This window comes from Gemmatimonadota bacterium (assembly GCA_009841265.1).
Lineage (GTDB): Bacteria > JAAXHH01 > JAAXHH01 > JAAXHH01 > JAAXHH01 > JAAXHH01.
Genome location: VXMB01000009.1, coordinates 896,552 through 915,610, shown reverse-complemented (window position 1 = coordinate 915,610; position 19,059 = coordinate 896,552). Strand labels below are relative to the sequence as shown.

16 protein-coding genes are annotated in these 19,059 nt (G+C 63.5%); 7 read left to right on the top strand and 9 right to left on the bottom strand.

Annotated features, from left to right (window positions below):
• Positions 1–118 precede the first annotated feature (118 nt).
• The 6 genes from F4X08_08850 (at position 119) to F4X08_08825 (ending at position 6,682) form a co-directional block, all read left to right on the top strand.
• Positions 119–2,218, top strand: coding sequence for a M3 family metallopeptidase (locus F4X08_08850; GenBank protein ID MYD25905.1), 2,100 nt, complete (start codon positions 119–121; stop codon positions 2,216–2,218).
• A complete protein-coding gene (locus tag F4X08_08845) occupies positions 2,211–3,287 on the top strand; it encodes a Gfo/Idh/MocA family oxidoreductase (GenBank protein MYD25904.1) in 1,077 nt (358 codons plus the stop codon). The genes F4X08_08850 and F4X08_08845 overlap by 8 nt, the downstream gene beginning before the upstream one ends.
• Complete coding sequence (locus F4X08_08840; protein ID MYD25903.1) at positions 3,281–4,138, top strand: methyltransferase domain-containing protein; 858 nt, start codon at positions 3,281–3,283, stop codon at positions 4,136–4,138. The genes F4X08_08845 and F4X08_08840 overlap by 7 nt, the downstream gene beginning before the upstream one ends.
• Before the next feature lie 3 nt (positions 4,139–4,141).
• The gene (gene mqnB / locus F4X08_08835; GenBank protein MYD25902.1) at positions 4,142–4,927 is read left to right on the top strand and encodes a futalosine hydrolase; all 786 of its coding nucleotides are present in this window, start codon (positions 4,142–4,144) and stop codon (positions 4,925–4,927) included.
• A 76-nt stretch (positions 4,928–5,003) separates the two neighbouring features.
• Positions 5,004–5,831 carry a 1,4-dihydroxy-6-naphthoate synthase gene (locus tag F4X08_08830; GenBank protein MYD25901.1) on the top strand — a complete coding sequence of 276 codons (828 nt, stop codon included), beginning with the start codon at positions 5,004–5,006 and terminating at the stop codon, positions 5,829–5,831.
• A gap of 29 nt (positions 5,832–5,860) precedes the next feature.
• Entirely contained in the window at positions 5,861–6,682 is an 822-nt protein-coding gene (locus F4X08_08825; protein ID MYD25900.1) for a M55 family metallopeptidase, read from the top strand.
• A gap of 2 nt (positions 6,683–6,684) precedes the next feature.
• Here F4X08_08825 and F4X08_08820 read toward each other — a convergent pair whose 3' ends face one another.
• From F4X08_08820 to F4X08_08810, 3 genes are read right to left on the bottom strand one after another with little or no spacing between them, the layout of a single operon-like run.
• Complete coding sequence (locus tag F4X08_08820; protein ID MYD25899.1) at positions 6,685–7,503, bottom strand: sugar phosphate isomerase/epimerase; 819 nt, start codon at positions 7,501–7,503, stop codon at positions 6,685–6,687.
• Positions 7,504–7,520: 17 nt separating this feature from the next.
• A complete protein-coding gene (locus F4X08_08815; protein ID MYD25898.1) occupies positions 7,521–9,566 on the bottom strand; it encodes a hypothetical protein in 2,046 nt (681 codons plus the stop codon).
• 7 nt (positions 9,567–9,573) lie between these two features.
• Complete coding sequence (locus tag F4X08_08810; GenBank protein MYD25897.1) at positions 9,574–10,980, bottom strand: transporter; 1,407 nt, start codon at positions 10,978–10,980, stop codon at positions 9,574–9,576.
• A gap of 84 nt (positions 10,981–11,064) precedes the next feature.
• Between F4X08_08810 and F4X08_08805 the strand changes: the two genes are divergently transcribed.
• Positions 11,065–11,862 (top strand): sugar phosphate isomerase/epimerase, encoded by a 798-nt coding sequence (locus F4X08_08805; GenBank protein ID MYD25896.1) that lies wholly within the window; start codon positions 11,065–11,067, stop codon positions 11,860–11,862.
• A 22-nt stretch (positions 11,863–11,884) separates the two neighbouring features.
• Here the strand turns inward: F4X08_08805 and F4X08_08800 are convergent, their stop codons facing one another.
• From F4X08_08800 to F4X08_08775, 6 genes are all read right to left on the bottom strand, one after another.
• On the bottom strand, positions 11,885–12,901 hold the full coding sequence (locus F4X08_08800) for a Gfo/Idh/MocA family oxidoreductase (GenBank protein MYD25895.1): 1,017 nt from the start codon (positions 12,899–12,901) through the stop codon (positions 11,885–11,887).
• A gap of 29 nt (positions 12,902–12,930) precedes the next feature.
• The gene (locus F4X08_08795; GenBank protein ID MYD25894.1) at positions 12,931–14,328 is read right to left on the bottom strand and encodes an amidohydrolase family protein; all 1,398 of its coding nucleotides are present in this window, start codon (positions 14,326–14,328) and stop codon (positions 12,931–12,933) included.
• Positions 14,329–14,367: 39 nt separating this feature from the next.
• Entirely contained in the window at positions 14,368–17,352 is a 2,985-nt protein-coding gene (locus tag F4X08_08790) for an amidohydrolase family protein (protein MYD25893.1), read from the bottom strand.
• Positions 17,353–17,424: 72 nt separating this feature from the next.
• A complete protein-coding gene (locus F4X08_08785; GenBank protein ID MYD25892.1) occupies positions 17,425–17,640 on the bottom strand; it encodes a hypothetical protein in 216 nt (71 codons plus the stop codon).
• A 21-nt stretch (positions 17,641–17,661) separates the two neighbouring features.
• Positions 17,662–17,949, bottom strand: coding sequence for a hypothetical protein (locus F4X08_08780; protein MYD25891.1), 288 nt, complete (start codon positions 17,947–17,949; stop codon positions 17,662–17,664).
• A gap of 98 nt (positions 17,950–18,047) precedes the next feature.
• Complete coding sequence (locus tag F4X08_08775) at positions 18,048–19,055, bottom strand: hypothetical protein (protein MYD25890.1); 1,008 nt, start codon at positions 19,053–19,055, stop codon at positions 18,048–18,050.
• Positions 19,056–19,059: the final 4 nt, after the last annotated feature.

The window sequence follows — 19,059 nt, the reverse complement described above, 5'->3', positions numbered from 1 at the left end:
ATGATCGGTTGATTTAGACCGTGGTACTTCGTAATTTGCTACGGTTCCCGCGCCTTGATTTCCGGCGCGGATCGTACCCCAAGATAAACGTACGCAACAAAAAGGCAAGGCGATCAGAATGGAAAACAACCCGCTGCTGAACTGGGAGGATCTTCCCCCCTTTGACCGGATCGAGACCCACCATATCGAACCCGGAATCCGCGCCCTGCTCGAGGGCTGCGAACAGGCCGTGACCCGGCTCGAGGAGACCTCGCCGCGCACCTGGCGCGAATTGATGGATCCGCTTGAGCGGATCGAAGACGACCTCGGCCGCATCTGGGGCATCGTGTCCCACCTGCACGGGGTGAAGAACTCGCCCGAGTTGCGGGAAGTGTACGACCCCCTGCTCGCCGAAGTGGTCAAGTTCGGCAACCGGCTCGGCCAGAGCAAGCCCCTGTACCAGGCCTATTGCGACCTGCGGGACAGCGTGGAAGCGCGGGGATTCGCACCCGCCCAGCAGCGGATCCTGGAGTCGGCCATTCGCGAGGCCGAGTTGAACGGCGTGGGCCTGGATGACGCGGACCGGGAACGCTATAACGAGATCAGCCAGCGGCTGGCGGAACTTAGCACGAAGTTCTCCAACAACGTCCTCGACGCCACCAAGGCGTTCAAAATCAAGCTCTCGGAAGCCGAAGAGACCGAAGGCCTTCCCGAGACTCTGCTCGAACTGGCCGCGGATACGGCCCGGCAGGAGGGCCACGAGGAGGCCACGGCAGCGGACGGACCCTGGGTGCTCACGCTGGATTACCCCAGTTTCATGCCGTTCATGCAGCACAGCAAGCACCGGGACCTGCGCGAGCGCATGTACCGCGCCTTCATTTCCAAGGCGTCGGACGGCCGGTGGGACAACAAAGACGTGGCCAGGGAGATCATCGCCCTGCGGATCGACAAGTGCCGGCTGCTCGGGTTCGGCACCTTCGCGGCGTTGAGCCTCAGCCGGAAAATGGCGCCCGACGCGGGTTCGGTGCGGCGACTGCTCGACGAATTGCGGGCGGCGGGCCGCGGCGCCGCCGAGCGGGACATGGAAGCGTTGAAGGCGCTGGCCGGAATGGACGGCCGGCCCGGCCTGGATGGCGATGACGACGACGAACTCAAGCACTGGGACGTCCCGTACTGGGCGGAACGGCTTCGCGAGTCGCGCTACGATCTGAAGGACGAAGAACTGAGACCCTTTTTTCCGCTGCCGCGCGTGCTGAACGGACTGTTCGAACTCACGGAGCGCCTCTTCGGCGTGCGCCTGGAGGAAGCGACCGGCGAGGCGCCCGTCTGGCACGAGGACGTCCAGTACTTCCGGGTGTTCGACGGCCGGGGCGAACCCATGGCGGCCTTCTACCTGGATCCCTACAGCCGTCCCGCGGAGAAGCAGGGCGGCGCGTGGATGGATACGCTGGTGGGCAGAAGCGCGGTCATGGCTTCTGCAGGACGGGCCTCCAGGCTGCCCGTGGCCTACATGATCTGCAACCAGGGCAAACCCGTCGGCGGCAAGCCCTCGCTCATGACCTTCCGGGAAGTGGAAACGCTGTTCCACGAGTTCGGCCACGCGCTTCAGCACATGCTGACCACCATCGACTACGGCATGGCGTCCGGCATATCCAACGTGGAGTGGGACGCGGTGGAGATCGCCAGCCAGTTCATGGAAAACTGGTGTTACGACCGGGGGACGCTGAAGGGCCTGGCTCGTCATTACGAGACGGACGAACCGCTTCCCGACGAGATCATCGATCGCCTGCTCGGCGCCAGGACCTTCCGGGAGGGCAGCAACACCCTCAGGCAGGTCAACTTCGGCCTGCTCGACATGGAACTGCACGAGCACTTCGATCCCGCGGGAACGGAGACGATTCTGGACGTGCAGCGCCGGATCGATGGGGAGACGCTGATCCTGCCGTCGCTGGAGGAAGACCGATTCTTCTGCTCGTTCTCCCACATTTTCGCGGGAGGCTACGCCGCGGGGTATTACAGCTACAAGTGGTCGGAAGTGCTCAGCGCGGACGCCTTCTCCGCCTTCGAGGAGGCGGGGCTGGAAAACGAAGAGGAGATGCGTCGGCTGGGCCGGCGGTTCCGCGATACCATCCTTGCCCTGGGCGGCAGCCGGCATCCCATGGACGTCTTCCGGGATTTCCGCGGAAGGGAGCCGACCACGGAGGCATTGCTCCGGCAGGGCGGTCTGCTCCATGAATGACATCGTTCGTATCGGCATGATCGGCGCCGGGCACATTGCCCATTCCCATGCGGAGGCGTGGCGGAAAGAAACCACGCTGACCGCGGTTGCCAGCCGCCGTATCGAAAGCGCCTGGTCCCTGGCGGAACAGTATGACATTCCCCACGTGTGCCGGGACGCGAACGAGCTGCTTAATCGAGACGACATCGACGCCGTCGGTATCGCCACGCCCCATCACCTGCACCATCCCATTGCCCTTGCAGCCCTGGCGGCAGGGAAATCCGTGTTCTGCGAAAAGCCCCTTGCACTGAACGGGTCGCAGGCCCGGGAGATGTGCGCTGGCGCGAAGGCGGGCAGCGTGAAAACGGGCATGCAGTCGGGCATCCGTCTTTTTCCGGCGCTCCAGCTCCTTGCACGCCTGCTGCGGGAGGGACGGGCCGGCAAGATTCATACTTTCGACGCCCATTGGTCCTTCGACTGGGCCAGGGATCCCCGCTTTCCGCTGACCTGGCGGTTCAAGCGGACCGAGGCCGGAACCGGGTCCCTGGGCGACCTCGGGGTATACATGATCGATGCGGCCCGCTGGCTGGTCGGCGAGATACGGCAGGTAAATGCGGAGTTGGCCACCTATATTCCGTGGCGTCCGGTGCTGACGTCAGATAGGCACTTCGGCGAACTGCGTCGGCAGCATCGAGAGGGTATATTGGATATTCCCAAGGAGACCGGACCGGTGGAAAACGATGACGTTTGTCATTTGCTGCTGCGGTTCGAAAACGGCGCCCGTGGATCGATTCGAGCCAGCAGGCTCCACCAGGAACATTCCATACGGATAGATTGCGAGCGGACCTCCTACCGCTGGCAGATGACGGGCGACCGGCGCCTCACGGAACGGTCCACGGAGGCGGAATACAAGCCCGTCGAGATGCCGGAACCGCCTGGTGACCGCTCCATCGTGACGTCATTCCTTAACAATATCCGGCAGGACGAGGACGAACCGCCCACGTTCCGGGACGGCCTGGCGGCCCAGCTCGTTATCGATGCGGCGGTCGAGTCGAACGATACGGGCCGGTGGGTCGATGTCGAATGCTGAAGCAGGACAGCAGGAAGGACACGGATAGCACGAAGGGGGCGGACACCAGGAAGGCGGCGGACCAGGCGCGGATACGCGCGCGTATGCCATCCGGTACGGAAGAGATCCTGAATGAACGAACGCTTTCTTCCTCGCACCGGCGGCTTGACGAGTTGCTTCGACCCGGGATGCGTGTGCTGGACGTCGGGTGCGGAACCGGGGCGATTACGCGGGGCATTGACGAGAAAATCGATTCTGGCGTCACCGTAGGGCTTGATATCGACATAGACCTGATCCGCCAGGCCGTCGACGCAAGCCCTTGCGGCCCCGGTTTCGTCGCAGCCGATATACTCCATATGCCGTTCTATCGCACATTCGACCTGGTCAGCGCGGCCCGGGTGATCCAGTGGCATTCCGCTCCCAGGCGGGCGATCGAATGCTGCATCAGCGCCATCACGCCGGGCGGCCGGTTTCTTGCGCTGGACTATAATCACGAGAAGATCGTATGGGATCCGTGTCCACCTGCGAGTATGCAGGCGTTTTACGAAGCGTTCCTAGCATGGCGTTCCGACGCCGGCATGGACAATGCGATTGCCGACAATATCGCGCCTGCATTGGAGCGGCTGGGACTCGTTGACATCCGGGAAACCGCGCAGCATGAATACGCCGACAGCCATGACGGCGACGGTAAATCCCGGCTGGGTATCTGGTCGGCGGTTGCCGCGACCCGTGGGTTTCAATTGGTTCAGGACGGGTATCTGACCGAATCGCAGCGAGCGGCCGCGGAAGCAGACTCCCTGGAGTGGATTGATTCCAACGCCGTTTCACAAACCCTCTACCTGCTGGCCGTCGAGGGCCGGGTACAGAGGTGAGCCATGAATCTGGACTATCTACTCATCACCGCGACGAAAATGGAACAGGAACGGGTCCAGGCACGGATGGAGATTTCCGGGACGGACGATCCCCTGGTCCGGCCCTGGCACCTGGGCTCGTTGTGCGGGAAGCCGGTGCTCCTGATCGAGGGCGGCGTGGGCCAGGTCAATACGGCCGTGGCCCTGACTCTTGCGCTGACGCGCCATGACCCTGCCGCGATCCTCCAATTCGGCGTGGGCGGCGCGTACGTGCGGTCCGGTCTCGAAGTGGGTGACCTCGCCATTGCCACGGAGGAATACTACGGCGATACCGGCGTCCTGACCCCGGAAGGCTGGATGGACCTGGAGGGAATGGGATTTCCCATGCTTCCCGCCCGGACCGGCGCCCAGGAGCAGGCCGGGCAGGCCGGGCAGACGCCCAGAAAGCCCTTGTACAATCGTATACCGCTCGACGTACCGCGTACCGAACGCATCAGCCGGTGCCTGGAAGGCCGGCTGGAAGGCCGATCGTCGCACCAGGTCGCCACCGGTCCGTTCGTCACCGTGCAGCAGTGCAGCGGCGTCCAGGCGGCCGGCGATACGCTGGCCGCCCGTTACGGCGGGATTTGCGAGAACATGGAAGGAGCGGCCGCAGCCCACGTAGCCAAAGCCAACGACATCCCCTTCGTGGAAATACGCGGTATCAGCAACCGGGTGGTCGACCGGGACCTGTCGCAGTGGGACCTGCCCCTGGCGATCCGTCGCTGTCAGCGAGCGGTCGAATTGATCGTGGAAAGCGGGGTCTGCTGATGTGGCACACGGCCCTGGTGCCTCCATTTTCTGGTAGTCTACGCTACATTGGTCCCGCACGCCCCTGGGTATCGCCATGACCGCCCTTTCTCTCGGTTACTCGCCCTGTCCCAACGACACCTTCATCTTCTGCGCCTTGATCCAGGGGCGGATTCCCGATGCGCCGAGGTGCCGGGAAGTGCTGGACGATATCGAAACGCTGAATAACCTGGCCCTGAAGCGTGAACTGGACCTGACCAAGATCTCCTTTCACGCCCTCGGCCATCTGCGGGAAGACTACGTCCTGCTCCGGTCCGGCGGGGCCCTGGGCAGGGGTTGCGGCCCCCTTGTGGTCGCGCGGGAACCGCTGCGGCCGGAACAACTGAAGGACAAGAAAATCGCCCTGCCCGGGCAGTTGACCACGGCGGCGCTGCTGCTGAGGCTCTTCGATCCCGGCCTGGAACGCCTGATCTACCTGCCATTCGACCAGATCATGCCGGCCTGCCAGCGCGGCGAAGTCGACGCCGGGGTGATTATTCACGAAAGCCGGTTCACCTTCGCCGAACACGGTCTATCCCAGGTGATCGACCTTGGTGCGTGGTGGGAGGAGGAAACAGGGCATCCGATTCCGCTGGGCGGTATCCTTGCGCGGCGGGACCTGGGCGGCGCCATGCACGAACGGCTCAACCGGTCTATACGATCGAGCATCGAATACGCATACGTTCATCCTGATGAAGTGAAGCCTTATATCCGGCGTCATGCCCAGGAAATGGATGAATCGGTCATGCAGCAGCATATCGACCTTTACGTGAACCAGTACTCGCTCCAGTACGGCGAAGACGGAGAAGCGGCGATTCGGGACCTGTTCGAACGGGCCGAACGAGCGGGAATCGTCCTTTCATCGAAGCATTCCCTGTTCGAGTAACGGCCACACTCAGCACGGAGAGGAATCAAATGCGCATACTGATCATGACGGACATGGAAGGCGTCAGCGGCATCGTGGCCTGGGACCAGGTCACGGGCGGGAAGCCCATGTATGAGGAAGGCCGGCGGCTGTATACGGAGGAGATCAACGCCGCTGTACGGGGCGCCCGGGCCGCCGGCGCGAAGGAGATCGTGGTGGTGGACTGCCACGGCGCGGGCGGCGACTGGACCTTCAATTCGCTGGTGCCGGAGTTGCTCGATCCGGGATGCGAGTGGGTGGCCAAGCATCCCTGGTCGCGTTATACGGAGATGTTCGAGACGGGCTGCGACGCCGCGGTGTTCGTCGGCATGCATGCCCGGGCGAACACGCCGGACGGCGTGATGTGCCATACGATCTCGACGACGGGCTGGCGCAGTCTGCGGTTCAACGACGACGAGGTGGGCGAAGTCGGCATCAACGCCGCCCTCTGCGGGCACTACGGCTGTCCCGTGCTGCTGGTCACCGGTGACGAGGCCGTATGCCGGGAGTCCCGGGAACTGCTGGGAGAAGACCTGCCGGTCGTGGCCGTGAAACGGGGCCTGTCCAGGTACTCGGCCCGGCAGATACCTCCGGTCCGCGCGCGGCAGATGATCGAGGAAGGCACGCGGCAGGCGCTGCAGGACCTGCCGGACAGGCCGACCATCAAACCCTACGTGCCGGCGGCGCCCACGAAGATCACCATCGAACTCGACACCGTTGACAACGCGGCGCATTACAAGGGCCGGACGGGGGTCTCCTTTCCCGACGACCTGACCGTCGTCAGCATCGGCCGGGACTGGATGGAGGCCTGGAACCAGATCTGGCACTGGTAGGCCTACACCTGTTCCATAAGGTTCCGGACGAACCGCAGATCCGACCGGGCCAGATCGACGACTGTGTCCACGGGTTCTCCCCCGTATTCACTGTGCATGCTGACGGGTCCGTCGAACCCCTGGGCCTTCAGCGTGGACAGCACTGTCTTCCAGTCCCCGAAACCCGTGCCCAGCCGCACCACGTCGACTTCCCACCTACGTTCGCCGTCGTGGACCCGCTGCACCCGTGCGAGGTCCTTGAAGGACATGACCGACAGGTACGCCCGGACGATGTTGAGGGCCATGTCGATCGGCTCTCCGCAGATGGACAGGTGCCCCACGTCCGCGAACACGCCTACGTGGCGCGAGTCGAATCCCTGCACGACGTGCATGACGGCGGACGAGTTCAGGCCCATGGAGTGGCCCGAATGGTTGTGCACCACGGTTTTGACGCCGGTTTTCTCGGATAGGCGCTGAAATCCCTCCAGTTCCTTCCGCGCACGGTCCAGTTCCGTCCAGTAGTCCGACCCCGGCGACCAGTGCCAGTACCCCAGCTTGATGTGCTTCACCCCGTTCTCCCCGCAGGCCTGGTAGTATCTCTCCGCATAATCCAGCGTGGCCGAAGTGAAATCCCCCGGCGCGGTCACGAGCGGAATAGAAAGTCCTTCGTTTGAAAGGACCCGCGCGGCTTCTGGCAGGGCCCGGTCGATATTCCCTGGATTCACCGGATATCCATCGCGCACGCACAGGTCGGCGCCGGAAACGCCCACGCTGTTCAGCTTCTCCGCGATTTCCGCCAGCGAAAGGCCCTCGAGGTGTTTGGTGAACATGATGAACTGCATGCGTCAATTCCCCTTTCTCAGTAGGACTCCCAGCGATGAGGCCGATCCGGGAACCAGGCCAGGTCAACTCCCATGGCGACCAGCTGCCAGAAGAGATAGGCGAGCAATATGCCAATAAACAACTTTCGAACCTTCTGGTAAAGCGTCGGGCCGCCGATGCGGAACACGATGGCCTGTACCAGCCAGGCCAGGAAGATGGTCAGGAAAGCGTTCCGTACCGGGGCGGACATGACGACCACCATGCCGATGGGATGGAGCGGCCACCACGGTAGGAGAAACCGCCCGGCCAGGAGCACGATCATCATCACGACCCCGCTGCCGAAAAACAGGATTTCGAGGTTGCTGATCTGCGTCGCGTTGTTGACCCAGGTCACGATCAGGTCGTAGAACCGGATGCCCCGGTCCGTGCCCAGGTCGGTCCGCAGGTTCTGGGCGCCGAAGGTGTTCCCGGCGTAGATCACGTAGCCGATGGAGGCCACGGCACTCAGGCAGAACGCGAGGGCCACGCCGGCGAAGAGGTGCCTCGCGGAGATATCGCTCGAGGAGATTTCGCTCGCGGAACCCCGCGCAGCCGGCAACGGATCGGCCGGGGTTTGCCGGTGCTGGCGCCACCGGGACTTGAGCCAGGCCACGTGAGACGTGCCGATCATGGTGAAGGTGCGCCAGTTGCGCGCGAACCCGTTGGCCATGCCCAGGGCCGTGAGGTCTCCGCGGCCGATCTGCGCGGATCCCACGATGGCGATGGAGAACTGGTGGCTGTTGATGGGCAGGTCGAGCGTGACCACGCCCGTTTCCGCCACGACGCGGGCCAGGGCGATGTAGAAGATGAAGAGCAGGATGATGAACAGCGCCATGATCGGAAGGGACAGGCCGGCGGCGTACAACCAGCAGATGATGAAGAGCAGGCCGAGCAGGAAGCCGAAGACGGCCGTGCGGTAGGAAAACAGCTCTTCCGCGTCGTCCAGTTCGTCTCGCCGTCCCAGGGCGTGGCGCCAAACGGCCCCGAGGTGCCGGCGGGCCATCCACAGGCCGAAGAGGACGAAGGTAACCAGGCCGGCAATGGACTGAATACCGGACAGGCCGCCATGAATGATGGTGCCCGAGGTAGAGCCGACGCCGAGCAGGTTGAGCGATCCCTCCTGGAGCACGTAGAAGACGAGAAAGAGCCACATGCTGAGCAACACGTCCCGGTTGACGAAGATCAGCAGGCAGAAGACGAACACGTTCATCCGGAAGTTGAGTCCGGGAAAGGCGGGATCGAGGGAAAGTACCTGGGAGTGTTCGGCCATGATCGGGACCGGAGGCCATACGCCCCAGAAAGAAACGATATTCCAGATCATGACCAGGGACATGGCCGCGGCACCGGCCTGGATCCAGCGGCTACCGCCCTGCCCTGTGCCGCTGCCCTTCTCCTTGGCGCCGCTCTCCCCTCTACTGCCACCCAGCGAGATCAGGTGCAGGCCCACTTCGCCCAGCGGGAACTGAAGCCGTTCGTGTTCGACCCACTGCTTGCGAAGCATGACGACGATGCACGCACCTACGAAAAGCAGGATCAGGATGAAGGTACCCCACCAGAAAAGGGGAGACAGCCACGCGCCCCAGGGAATCGACTGGCCGGACTGGAGTCCCTCGTAGAAAACCCGCGCCGCCGCGCGGTCGCTGAGGACCAGCCATTCGGGCAGATAGGGAAAGAAGATGGTCTCCCAGCTGTTTTCAGGCGAGGCGAAGTAGAAAGGCGCGGTGATCACGACGAGCAGGTATTTTGTCATGGCCTGGTCGGGCACCGTGGAAGCGATCCATCCCATGGCGAAAACCATGATCAATTCGTAGAACGAGAGCGCCGACGCGGGACGGATCCGCGCGACCAGGGCATTGGGAAGCAGCACGCAGAAGAGAAAGGGAACGAGGAACACCGGGGGAAGGTGGGTCGCCGCCGGCTCGTAGCCGATCTGGTTGGCGGAGTATTCCCCCGCGAAACCGATGAATATCGAAAGCGCGGCCCCGATGAGGACCGCCCTGAAGGACCGGATGCGCTGGAGGAAGGTCGATGTGATGGATGTCATTAATCGGTCAGGACCAAACGGTCAGCCCCATGACGAGGTATACGACGCCGGTCAGCACGGCGGCGATCATCGCATAGGGGATCTGGGTCCTGACGTGATCGATATGATCCGATGCCGCGCCGGTCGAAGCGAGAATCGAGGTGTCGGAGAGTGGAGAGCAGTGGTCGCCGAAGACCCCGCCGCCGGCCACGGCCGCAATGGTCGCGTATACGATGTCGGTCAGCGCGTCCCCGGAATAAACCAGGGCCACGGGAACCGCGATCGGCAGCATGATGGCGAAGGTGCCCCAGGACGTGCCGGTGGAAAAGGCCATCACCGCCGCCAGCAGGTAGGTGGCCAGGGGGAGCATGGACGGGGTGAGGAAGTCTCTCGAAATCGATACCATGTAATCGGCCGTGCCCATGTCTCTGCTCAACTGGTTGATCGTGTAGGCGAAAACCAGGATCATGATGGCCGGCATGATCCCCTTGATGCCCGTCATCGCCGTGTCCATGATGTCGTTTAGCCGGATGCCCTGGATGCGGATCGATATGCCGAGGAAGATGACGACGGCGAGATAGGCCTCCAGCGTCTTCGCGGATCCCGTGAGCACAAAGGAACCCAGTACGATGACGATGATCAGGATGACGGGCAGGATGAAGTTCAGGAACAGGCGGGGTTTTATGTCCGGGAACATGGGGGTCTCGGTCAGTTCCCGTCCGATGAGCGGGACCGCGCCGTCTCTCAGCACCTTGCCTTCGTCCATGGCCCGGCGTTCCGCTTTCTTCATGGGGCCGAATTCCGGGACCAGTCCGGCGGCGATCAGTCCGACGAGGATGACTGCCGTGATGGCGTAGATATTGTAGGGAATGGAGTGAATGAAGGCGTTCAGCGCATCGCCGGCATCGGCGATGGGTCCCATGCCGATGGTGAGTCCGGAGATGTAGATCGCCCAGCCCGTGAAGGGCAGGAGGACGATGACCGGGGCGGAGGTGGAGTCGGCGATATAGGCCAGTTTCTCCCGGGATATCCGCGCCTTGTCGGCCAGGCTCCGCATCGTGGTCCCGACGAAGAGCGGGCTGAAATAGTCGCTGAAGAAAACGAACATGCCCAGCATCCAGGTCCAGAGCTGTACGCCCTTGCGCGACAGCTTTCGGTACGCCACGAACTGCGTGAAGGCCTCGATGGCGCCGGTCCGCATGAAGAAGGCGATCATGATCCCGATGCAGATCTCGAGCATGAATACCCAGGAGAAACTGGTATTCCCGATCGCGTCGATCATCAACTGGGAAAACCCCAGGGGCCCCTGTCCCGCGATCAGGACGCCCACCAGGCAGGCCACCGCAAGGGAATACACGGCGTTCCGGGTCAGGAAGGCCAGTACGATGGCAAGGGCCGGCGGCACGATGGAGAGGATGCCGAGGTCGGTTTCCATGGGGATCTCCGGATTGGGATCGGATCGGATCTCAACTAAGAAACATCTATCAGGCGCTTCGGGCAACTACCTATATTGTGATTCATGAATCATCTCGGTTACATGCTGATCGATCCGCCGTCCCGATGGGGCGGGAGTATAGCCGACACCTTCCGTTTCATCCGTTCCATTGGATATGACGGCGTGGAATTGAACCTTACCCTGGAACTGGCCGGCCTGCTGGATCAGGTCGAGGACGCCGCCCGTGAGAACGATCTTCCGGTCGTTTCGCTTCTCACGGGTGCGGCGTACGGGGAGGGACTCTGTCTCAGCGCCCCGGACCCGTCCATTCGCGACCGAACGGTCGAGCGCCTGGTGGAGTACATGGAGACCGCAAATCGGTTCGGCGCCATCCTGGTGGTGGGCCTGTTGCAGGGCCTGCGCTCCGACGAACCGGATCCGGCGGCCGCCCAAGCGCGGATCGTTTCCTGTCTGAGGTGGGTGGGGCGGGAAGCCGAGGGCAGGGGGGTCGACATCGTGATCGAACCGGTAAACCACCTCCAGGTGGGGTTCAACAACAGCGTCGGGGAAGTCCTGCGCCTGATCCGGGACACCGGATCCACCGCCTTCCATCCCATGGTCGACACCATCCACATGAATATCGAGGAGACCTCACTCGTTCAGCCCATCCACGACTGCGGCGCCCGTCTCAGGCACGTACATCTCTGCGAAAGCCACGGCGGACTGCCGGGTACCGGCCGCATCGACTTCGCGGTCGTCCTCGATGCCCTGGAAGGCGTCGGGTATCCCCATTTCGCTTCGGTGAAGGTCTACAGGAAGGCCGGACTGCGCGAAGCGGCGGAGCAAAGCATGGCCTTCTTCAGGGAACTGAAGCCGGGCTAGCGTGCTGCGCCGGTGGGACGGATCAAGGCCATTCCGGCTTTTGCGGCCGGCCGGTGCGGACGGACTCGAGGCCGGCCTCGCAGACGGCCACGACGCGGGCGCCCATGCGGGCGGGAATCGGGTTTTCGATGCGCCCGTCGAGCGTGTCCAGGAAATCGATGACGGAACGGCCCCAGCCGTGACCGCCCACGGCGGCCTCGTCCGAGACGTTGGGCAGCGTCACGGGTTCCTCCCCCCTACGGTACAGCTTTCCGTTCCAGAGCGTCCCTTCGGTGCCGTACACGGCCAGCATGCCGCCGCCCATGCCGTGCCCGGAGCAGCCGCTGGACACAAAGACCTTACCGAGCACCTCGTTTTCAAACTTCAGCATGACGATATAGCAGTCATCCGCGGGAAACTCTGGCACGCTCATCTTGCTGCTATAGGCAAAGACCTCCACGACCGGCGAGTCCACCGTGGACAGGATGTTATCGATAGGATGGCAGCCGCCGCCCAGCAGGATGTTCTGCGGGTGCTGGCGGTCGATTCGCCACGGCGTGTGTCTGCGCTCGCCGGGCTCGTAGATGGACCACATGTCGTGGATGTAGTCGCCCTGTACGAAGAAAATGTCGCCGATTTCTCCTGAACGGGCGATGCGGGACATCTCTCGCCAGGGATACATGTACCGTATAGTGTGATCTGTCATCACAGTCAGGCCCGTACGGTCGGCGGCGTCCATGACATGCCGGGCGTCGGCCACGGTCGTGGCCAGGGGTTTTTCCACCAGGGCATGGGCACCGAGCTCCAGGGCCAGGACGGTCTGGCCGACGTGCAGATGGTCCGGTCCCGCCACGGCGACGATGTCCGGTCGCACATCGGCAATCAGCGATCCGAGATCGTCGCCGGTAACCGCATCGGGGTAGCGCGACCGGGCCGCCGCGAGCTGCTCCCCGGATGGGTCGAAGAGGGCGGTCACCCGGGCGCGCCCGCTTTGCTCGGCCACCTGGGCCACGTACATTGCCGCGCTGCCGCAACCGCTCAGTAGTATGGAATAGGACATGTCGTCGTGCTGAATTCAGCGACCGGATCTTATTTCACCTGTTCCAGCCGGGTCCGGTACTTGTCGTAAAGATCGGTATGCTTGCTGCTGATATCGACCGGACGGCCCTGGATGAAGGCATGTTCCACCTGTGTCATGATCTCGAGCGGGTCTCCAGTGGTCACGATCAGCGTGGCGTCCTTGCCCGTCTCCAGGGAACCGAGCCGGTCCTCCACCCCGAGAATGCGCGCGGGGTAAAGGGTGACGGACTTGAGCGCCTCTTCCTTCGGGAGGCCGTAGGCCGCCGCGGTGGCCGCGTGATACGGGAGGTTCCGCACGTTTGAGGCGCCTCCGCCCTCGCCGATACAGAAGGCCAGACCGGCCTCATGCAGCTTCAGGGCGTTGGTGAAAGGCGCGTCATAGGCCTCCCAACGACGGGCGGGCAGGTAATGCACGGCGCCGATGATCACGGGGATATCGTTCTCCTTCAATCGGTCCGCCACACGCCAGACGTCGGCACCGCCGACCAGGACGATCCTTAGATCCTCGGCCAGCGCCCAGTCGATCGCGGCGTGGATCTGCTTCTCTTCAGACGCGTGTATGAAAACGGGCAGTTCCTTCCTGAGCACCGGGATCATGGACTCCCAGCCGAGGTCGGAGGGATGAAAAGGTCCGCCTCCGCGTTCGGCCTCCTTCGCAATCATGTACGCCCTGGCTTCTCGAAAGGCGTCGCGAAGCCTGGTAATGGCCGCTTTGCGATCCTTGATCTGGTCTTCCCGGCCGCCCAGGCCGGGAATGTCGCGAACGCGGTAGGATGGCCATCGAACGTGAAGCCCCACCGTCGCAACAAGGGTCATTCCCTCGGTGGTCCAGCCATCCATTGCGATCAGCCCGGAAAGACCGGAGATCAGACCCCCGCCCGGCATGGTCAGGGCGGTCAGGATCCCGTTGGCCCGGGCGACAGGGAAGTATTCACTGTCGGGATTCACGGCGGTCACCGCGCGGACGCTGGGGGTCACGTTCCCGGTTTCGATATTGTCATGGGTCGCCCACACCGAGCCGATCTCGGTGAGACCAAGGGTCGTCGGTGCGGCGATCAGGCCGGGATACACATGTTTTCCCGTAACATCGATCACCCGGGTGTTGTCGGGCAGGGCCAGGTCGGTCCCGATGCCGGTAATGACGCCGGACTCGAAAAGCACCGTGGCGCCCTCGATGACGCCGCCGCTCACCGTATGGACCGTTCCGCCGGCCAGTGCGATGGGTTGTTCCTGCGGACCGGCGGGCTTCTGTTTGGAAGCCGCCACTTCGTGAACCAGGGGACCGAAAGTGAGTCCCGATATAAGTAAAAGAAACATCAACGGAGCCGCGGTTCGCTTCCACCACGTACCGGCGGCGGTTTTCGCCGACGGGTCCGTCCCCAGAGATACACGGGGTAATGCCACCATTTCCAGCCTCCATTCGCCGGGATACCGGCTTGTACGGGCCTACGCCTCCGGCGCTCGTTCTTCGGTATCGGACTCGTCTGCTTCCGGTGATCTGAGCAGTTTCTGAATCAGCCGGGTCCGTTCTTTTTCAACTTCGATCCGCATCTGCCGGTCCTCTTCGATATCGAAGTACTTCCTTCCGTCGATCCACGTCTGTTCGCACTTCGTATAAGTGGACAGGGGATGGCCATTCCAGATCACGAAGTCGGCGTCCTTGCCCGGCTCGAGCGATCCGACCCAGGGATCGACGGCCAGTTGGATCGCCGCGTTCAATGTGACGAACTTCAGGGCTTCCACCTCGTCCACCCCGCCGTACTTCACCGCCTTGGCGGCTTCCGTGTTCAAACGCCGGGCGAGTTCGTTACTGTCGGAGTTGAAGGTTACCAGCACGCCCGCGTCGTGCATCAACGCCCCGTTATGGGGGATGGCGTCGTAGGCTTCCACTTTGAAGGCCCACCAGTCGCTGAAAGCGGATGCGCCCGCGCCGTGGGCGGCCAACTCCGGCGCGACCTTGTATCCCTCCAGCACGTGCTGAAAGGTACCGATCGTGAACCCGAATTCATCGGCCACTCGAAGGAGCATCAGGATCTCGTCCTGCCGATAGGAGTGGCAGTGGACGAGGCGATCACCGGTGAGGACTTCCTGCAGCGTTTCCAGTTCGAGATCCCGGCGGGGCGGCACGACGTCGGACTTGTCCGCCAGCGCCTCGTATCTGTCCCACGCCTGCTGGTATTCCCGGGCTGCCCGGAACCGGTCGCGGATGATCTGCTCGACCCCCATGCGGCTCTGCGGATAGCGGTCGCTGAGGATGCGCCAGTTGCTGCGCTTGACATTCTCGCCCAGGGCGAACTTGATCCCCGCCTTGGCCTCCGTGAACTTGAGCTCCTCGGGACCGCCGCCCCACCTCAGCTTGATGATCTGGTTCTTCCCTCCGATGGGGTTGGCCGAACCGTGCAGCACATTGGCCACCGTGAGTCCTCCGGCCAGTTCCCGGTACATGGCAATATCGTGGCTGTCGATGACGTCGCCGATGCCCACCTCGGCGGTCACGGCCTGCGTTCCTTCGTTAATACCCTCCAGGATAGCCGTGTGCGAATGGGCGTCGATGATACCGGGCGTGACGTGCTTGCCGGTCCCGTCGATCTCTACGGCGTTTTCCGGCGCTGTGATGCCCGCGCCGACTTCCACGATCTTACCTTCACGGATCAACACATCCGCGTTCTCCAGCCTGCCCCGCTCGTCAAGCGTCCACACCGTGGCGTTCCGGACGACGAGATGTTCCGGTCGTGCCGGTACGCTATCCCTGCCGAAGGCGCCCGGAGGGTACAGCGCCGGAGGTTCAACCACATCGGCCGGCGCGGGTATGTCCTTCGTTTCCGCTTCCCGAGGTGCGGTGCGTTCGGCCGACCAGACCACGCTTTCACCGCCGGGGCGGATCCCCCGGCCGGTAATCCGGTCTCCCTGTATCGAACCCGAGAAACGCCATACGCCGGCTTCTCCCAGCGTCTCGTCCTCCACGCTGAATGCGAGACGCGCGTCTTCCAACGCCATGCTTATCGCCCCCATGGAGTTCCCGTCCTTGTCCAGGGTCCCTTTGGGCGCCCCCGGTGTGCCTTCGATGGACAGCGACAGGCTGTCACCCTCCAGGACGACCACCCACGCGCCCCGGGGATCGGTGACCGGCCGGGGGGTGACCACGTGGCGGTTGCCCGCGACCCAGACGTCCTGCACGTTCACGTTCTCCGCGAAGAGGGGGCCGTCGGTAATGGTCATGTTGGCCAGCTTGCCGGGATCCAGGGTTCCGAGGCGGCTGCCCAGTCCGAGCATGGACGCGGGCGTCGTGGTCAACGCGGCCAGCGCCGCTTCATATGCCAACCCGTGCTCGATCGCTTCACGCACCCTTTCGTGGAATTCGGCGCCATTGTCCAACCTTGTACTGCTCAGCGCGATGGGGATCCCGGCCCGGTGTAGCCTTCCGGGATTCCCGGGCGCCAGTTCCCAGTGCCGCAATGCGGCCAGGGTGACGTCCAGGGCGTCTTCCGGCGTGGAGACGGAGAGATCGTCCGACCGGGGAAAATCGAGGGGCAGGATGACGGGCGCACCTGCTTCGCGGAGCGCGTCCAGCATGCGGTATTCATGGCCGCTGCCCCGCACGAGGAGCCGCAAACCGAATTCATCGGCCAGGCGGACGGCGCGCAGGAAGGCGTGGTCGTCATGGACACTCACTAGCACGGCCTGGTCGCGGGCGGCCACCCTGTCCAGCGCCGCCAGCGCGTCGTTGTCCTCCGGACGGTCCTGGCGGGGATTCGCGGCGTAGGCCGCGTGGGCATCCCGGTACCACTGCGCGTCGAGGATCGTCTGCCGCATGAGGGCCACTACGCCCATCATGGAGGCCGGATAGGTGCGGTTCCGGTTCCGTTCCATGCGCAGGTGCTGAAAGACGTCGCGCTTCAGAATGTTCTCATTGGGGGATCCGGATCCCAGGTTGACGACCGCGCTGCTGCCCGCGAACACGCCTCGATCCGCTACGACCATGGCCGCCGCGAATCCGGTTTTCCTCAACCGTTCTATCTCAGTCTCGCTGACGCGGTACGCTTCGGCGGCGGAACGCTCCGGGCGGACGGCGGGGTTCCAGTGGGTAGACCCCGACGACGGGTCCCTTTCGTCTTCCGGCAGTCCGGCCTGCGTGAACATCTCGATCAAACCGGGATAAATCGTCTGGCCGGAGTAGTCCCACCGCTGGGCATCCGGCGGGATGTCGACGGAGGCCCCCGCCTCGACGATCAACCCGTCCCGGATGACCACGACGCCCTTTTCGATCACGAGATCGGGGCGGACGTATATCCGGGCGTTTTCGAGGGCGTGTACCCGCGAAGGGTTTTCCCGCAATCCCGCCTGCGGTGCCGTCTGCTGGGCCTCCGCGGCGAGGTTGACGATCCCGGCCAGCAGCGCGGCCGGAACCAGTTTCCAACAGGGTTTAAACATGTTTCACCTCCTGAAACCACAAACTTTATCGTAATTGAAACAGATTGTTACACCGGAACTTACATGAATTATCTACATCAACAGTTCAATGACTTTGTCCACCGCCTGGTCGACCCGGTCGGCGAGTCCGCTGTCATCGAGCCGGCCGATGGGATGATCGATTTCTACGATCGGATAATTACCGCGTCCGAGTTGCTCCGCCAGTACCTGGGCGGTGTGCGTGAAGTTGGTCGTACACAGCAATACGGACGGTAGTTCGAGGTTCTCCAGGATGAGGGCATCGTGCATGCTGCACGCGCTGCAGGAGCCTCAGTCGCCGACGCCCACGAGGGCGAAATGGCAGCGCCGCGCGATGAGACCGGTCATCTCGTTGGACAGCACGCGGCTGGCGCTTTCCTTGGTGAATTCGAGCGATTCCACGGGATGGTCCAGGCGTTTGCTCAACTGCTCGAATACGCCGCGAAGGATGACATCGGAATTGGGCTTTCCGTTGCTTACCAGTGCGGCTACGGTGTGCCCGGGACCGAGCGGACGACGGGCCGGCCGAAGGATCGCTTCGGCGGCGGAGGCCGTGGGATCGACAAGGGATATGGGCATATTCCATGCTCCGGGAGCCTGTGGAGTGACGACGGATCGGCGGCTAATCGTCGGATCGGCGGCTTGAATTTGGTCGCTATACGGTCGTTATACGGTCGTTACGATCGGGAAACCAGGCGCGTCACAGGCCGCGATCCGACTCCCCTGCCCGCTCCCAGCCAGGAGGGGATGATGGCGGAGTGTCCGCCCGCCGAACCCCCTGCGAAGACGATCCAAATGCCGTCCCGGTCCGGCGTCAGCGTAATGCGTTCGTCGGGATCCAGGTCGTCGTGCCGGCCCGTTGCGTGGATTTCGCGTCCTGCGGCCGCCGTGCGTTCGAACAGCGCATCCCGGATCGTATCGCGCGTCCACCCGGCCCTGCAGAAGACCGACCGGTGTTCCGGGCAGATGACGAAAACGATGGCGGCGCCGGCGTAGTTGGTCGTGCGGGCGACGCGCGCGAACGAGTCGATCAGGCCTTCAGGTACGTCGTTCACGTGGTCGGCCACGGAATGGGGGGCTTCGGCGGCAAACACCGTTACGGCGCCGCGGTCCGCGGGAACACCCCGTTCTTCGCCCTGGGTCGGCCAGCCGGCGCAACGCGCTTCCGGCAGGCAGTACGCGATGCGTCCGGCATGGGCTACCGTCGCCCGGTCCAGGTCCCCGGGCACGCTGCCGATACCGTTCCGGATCACCAGGTTCAGTGCCCTGCCCAGCGTCAGATTGGACCGGTTGCCCGCGCCGAGTACCGCCGTTTCCGCATTGAAACCCAGTTCTGCCACGACCGGACCGTGTACAATGACCAGCGGTGCGGCGCCCCCAGTACTGGCCGAGGGGCCGACAATGTTGTATGCCGGATCCAGGACGGCTTCCACAGCGGCCAGGACCACGGGGAAAAGCGCGTCGGTGCAACCGGCCATTACCGCGTTGGCCGCGACTTGTTCCGCGGTGACGGTTCGCTTTCGTTCGGGCACCCGCCCGATTTCCCGGCCGGGCTCGACTCCGTGCGCGGCCAGCATCCGGTCGATGCGATCGCGGGTGGGCGGCACGACGGGCAGGCCATCGGACCAGCCTCGCTCATAGGCGTACCCGATGGCATCGATTTCTGATTCGACCTGGTGGGCCATCGGA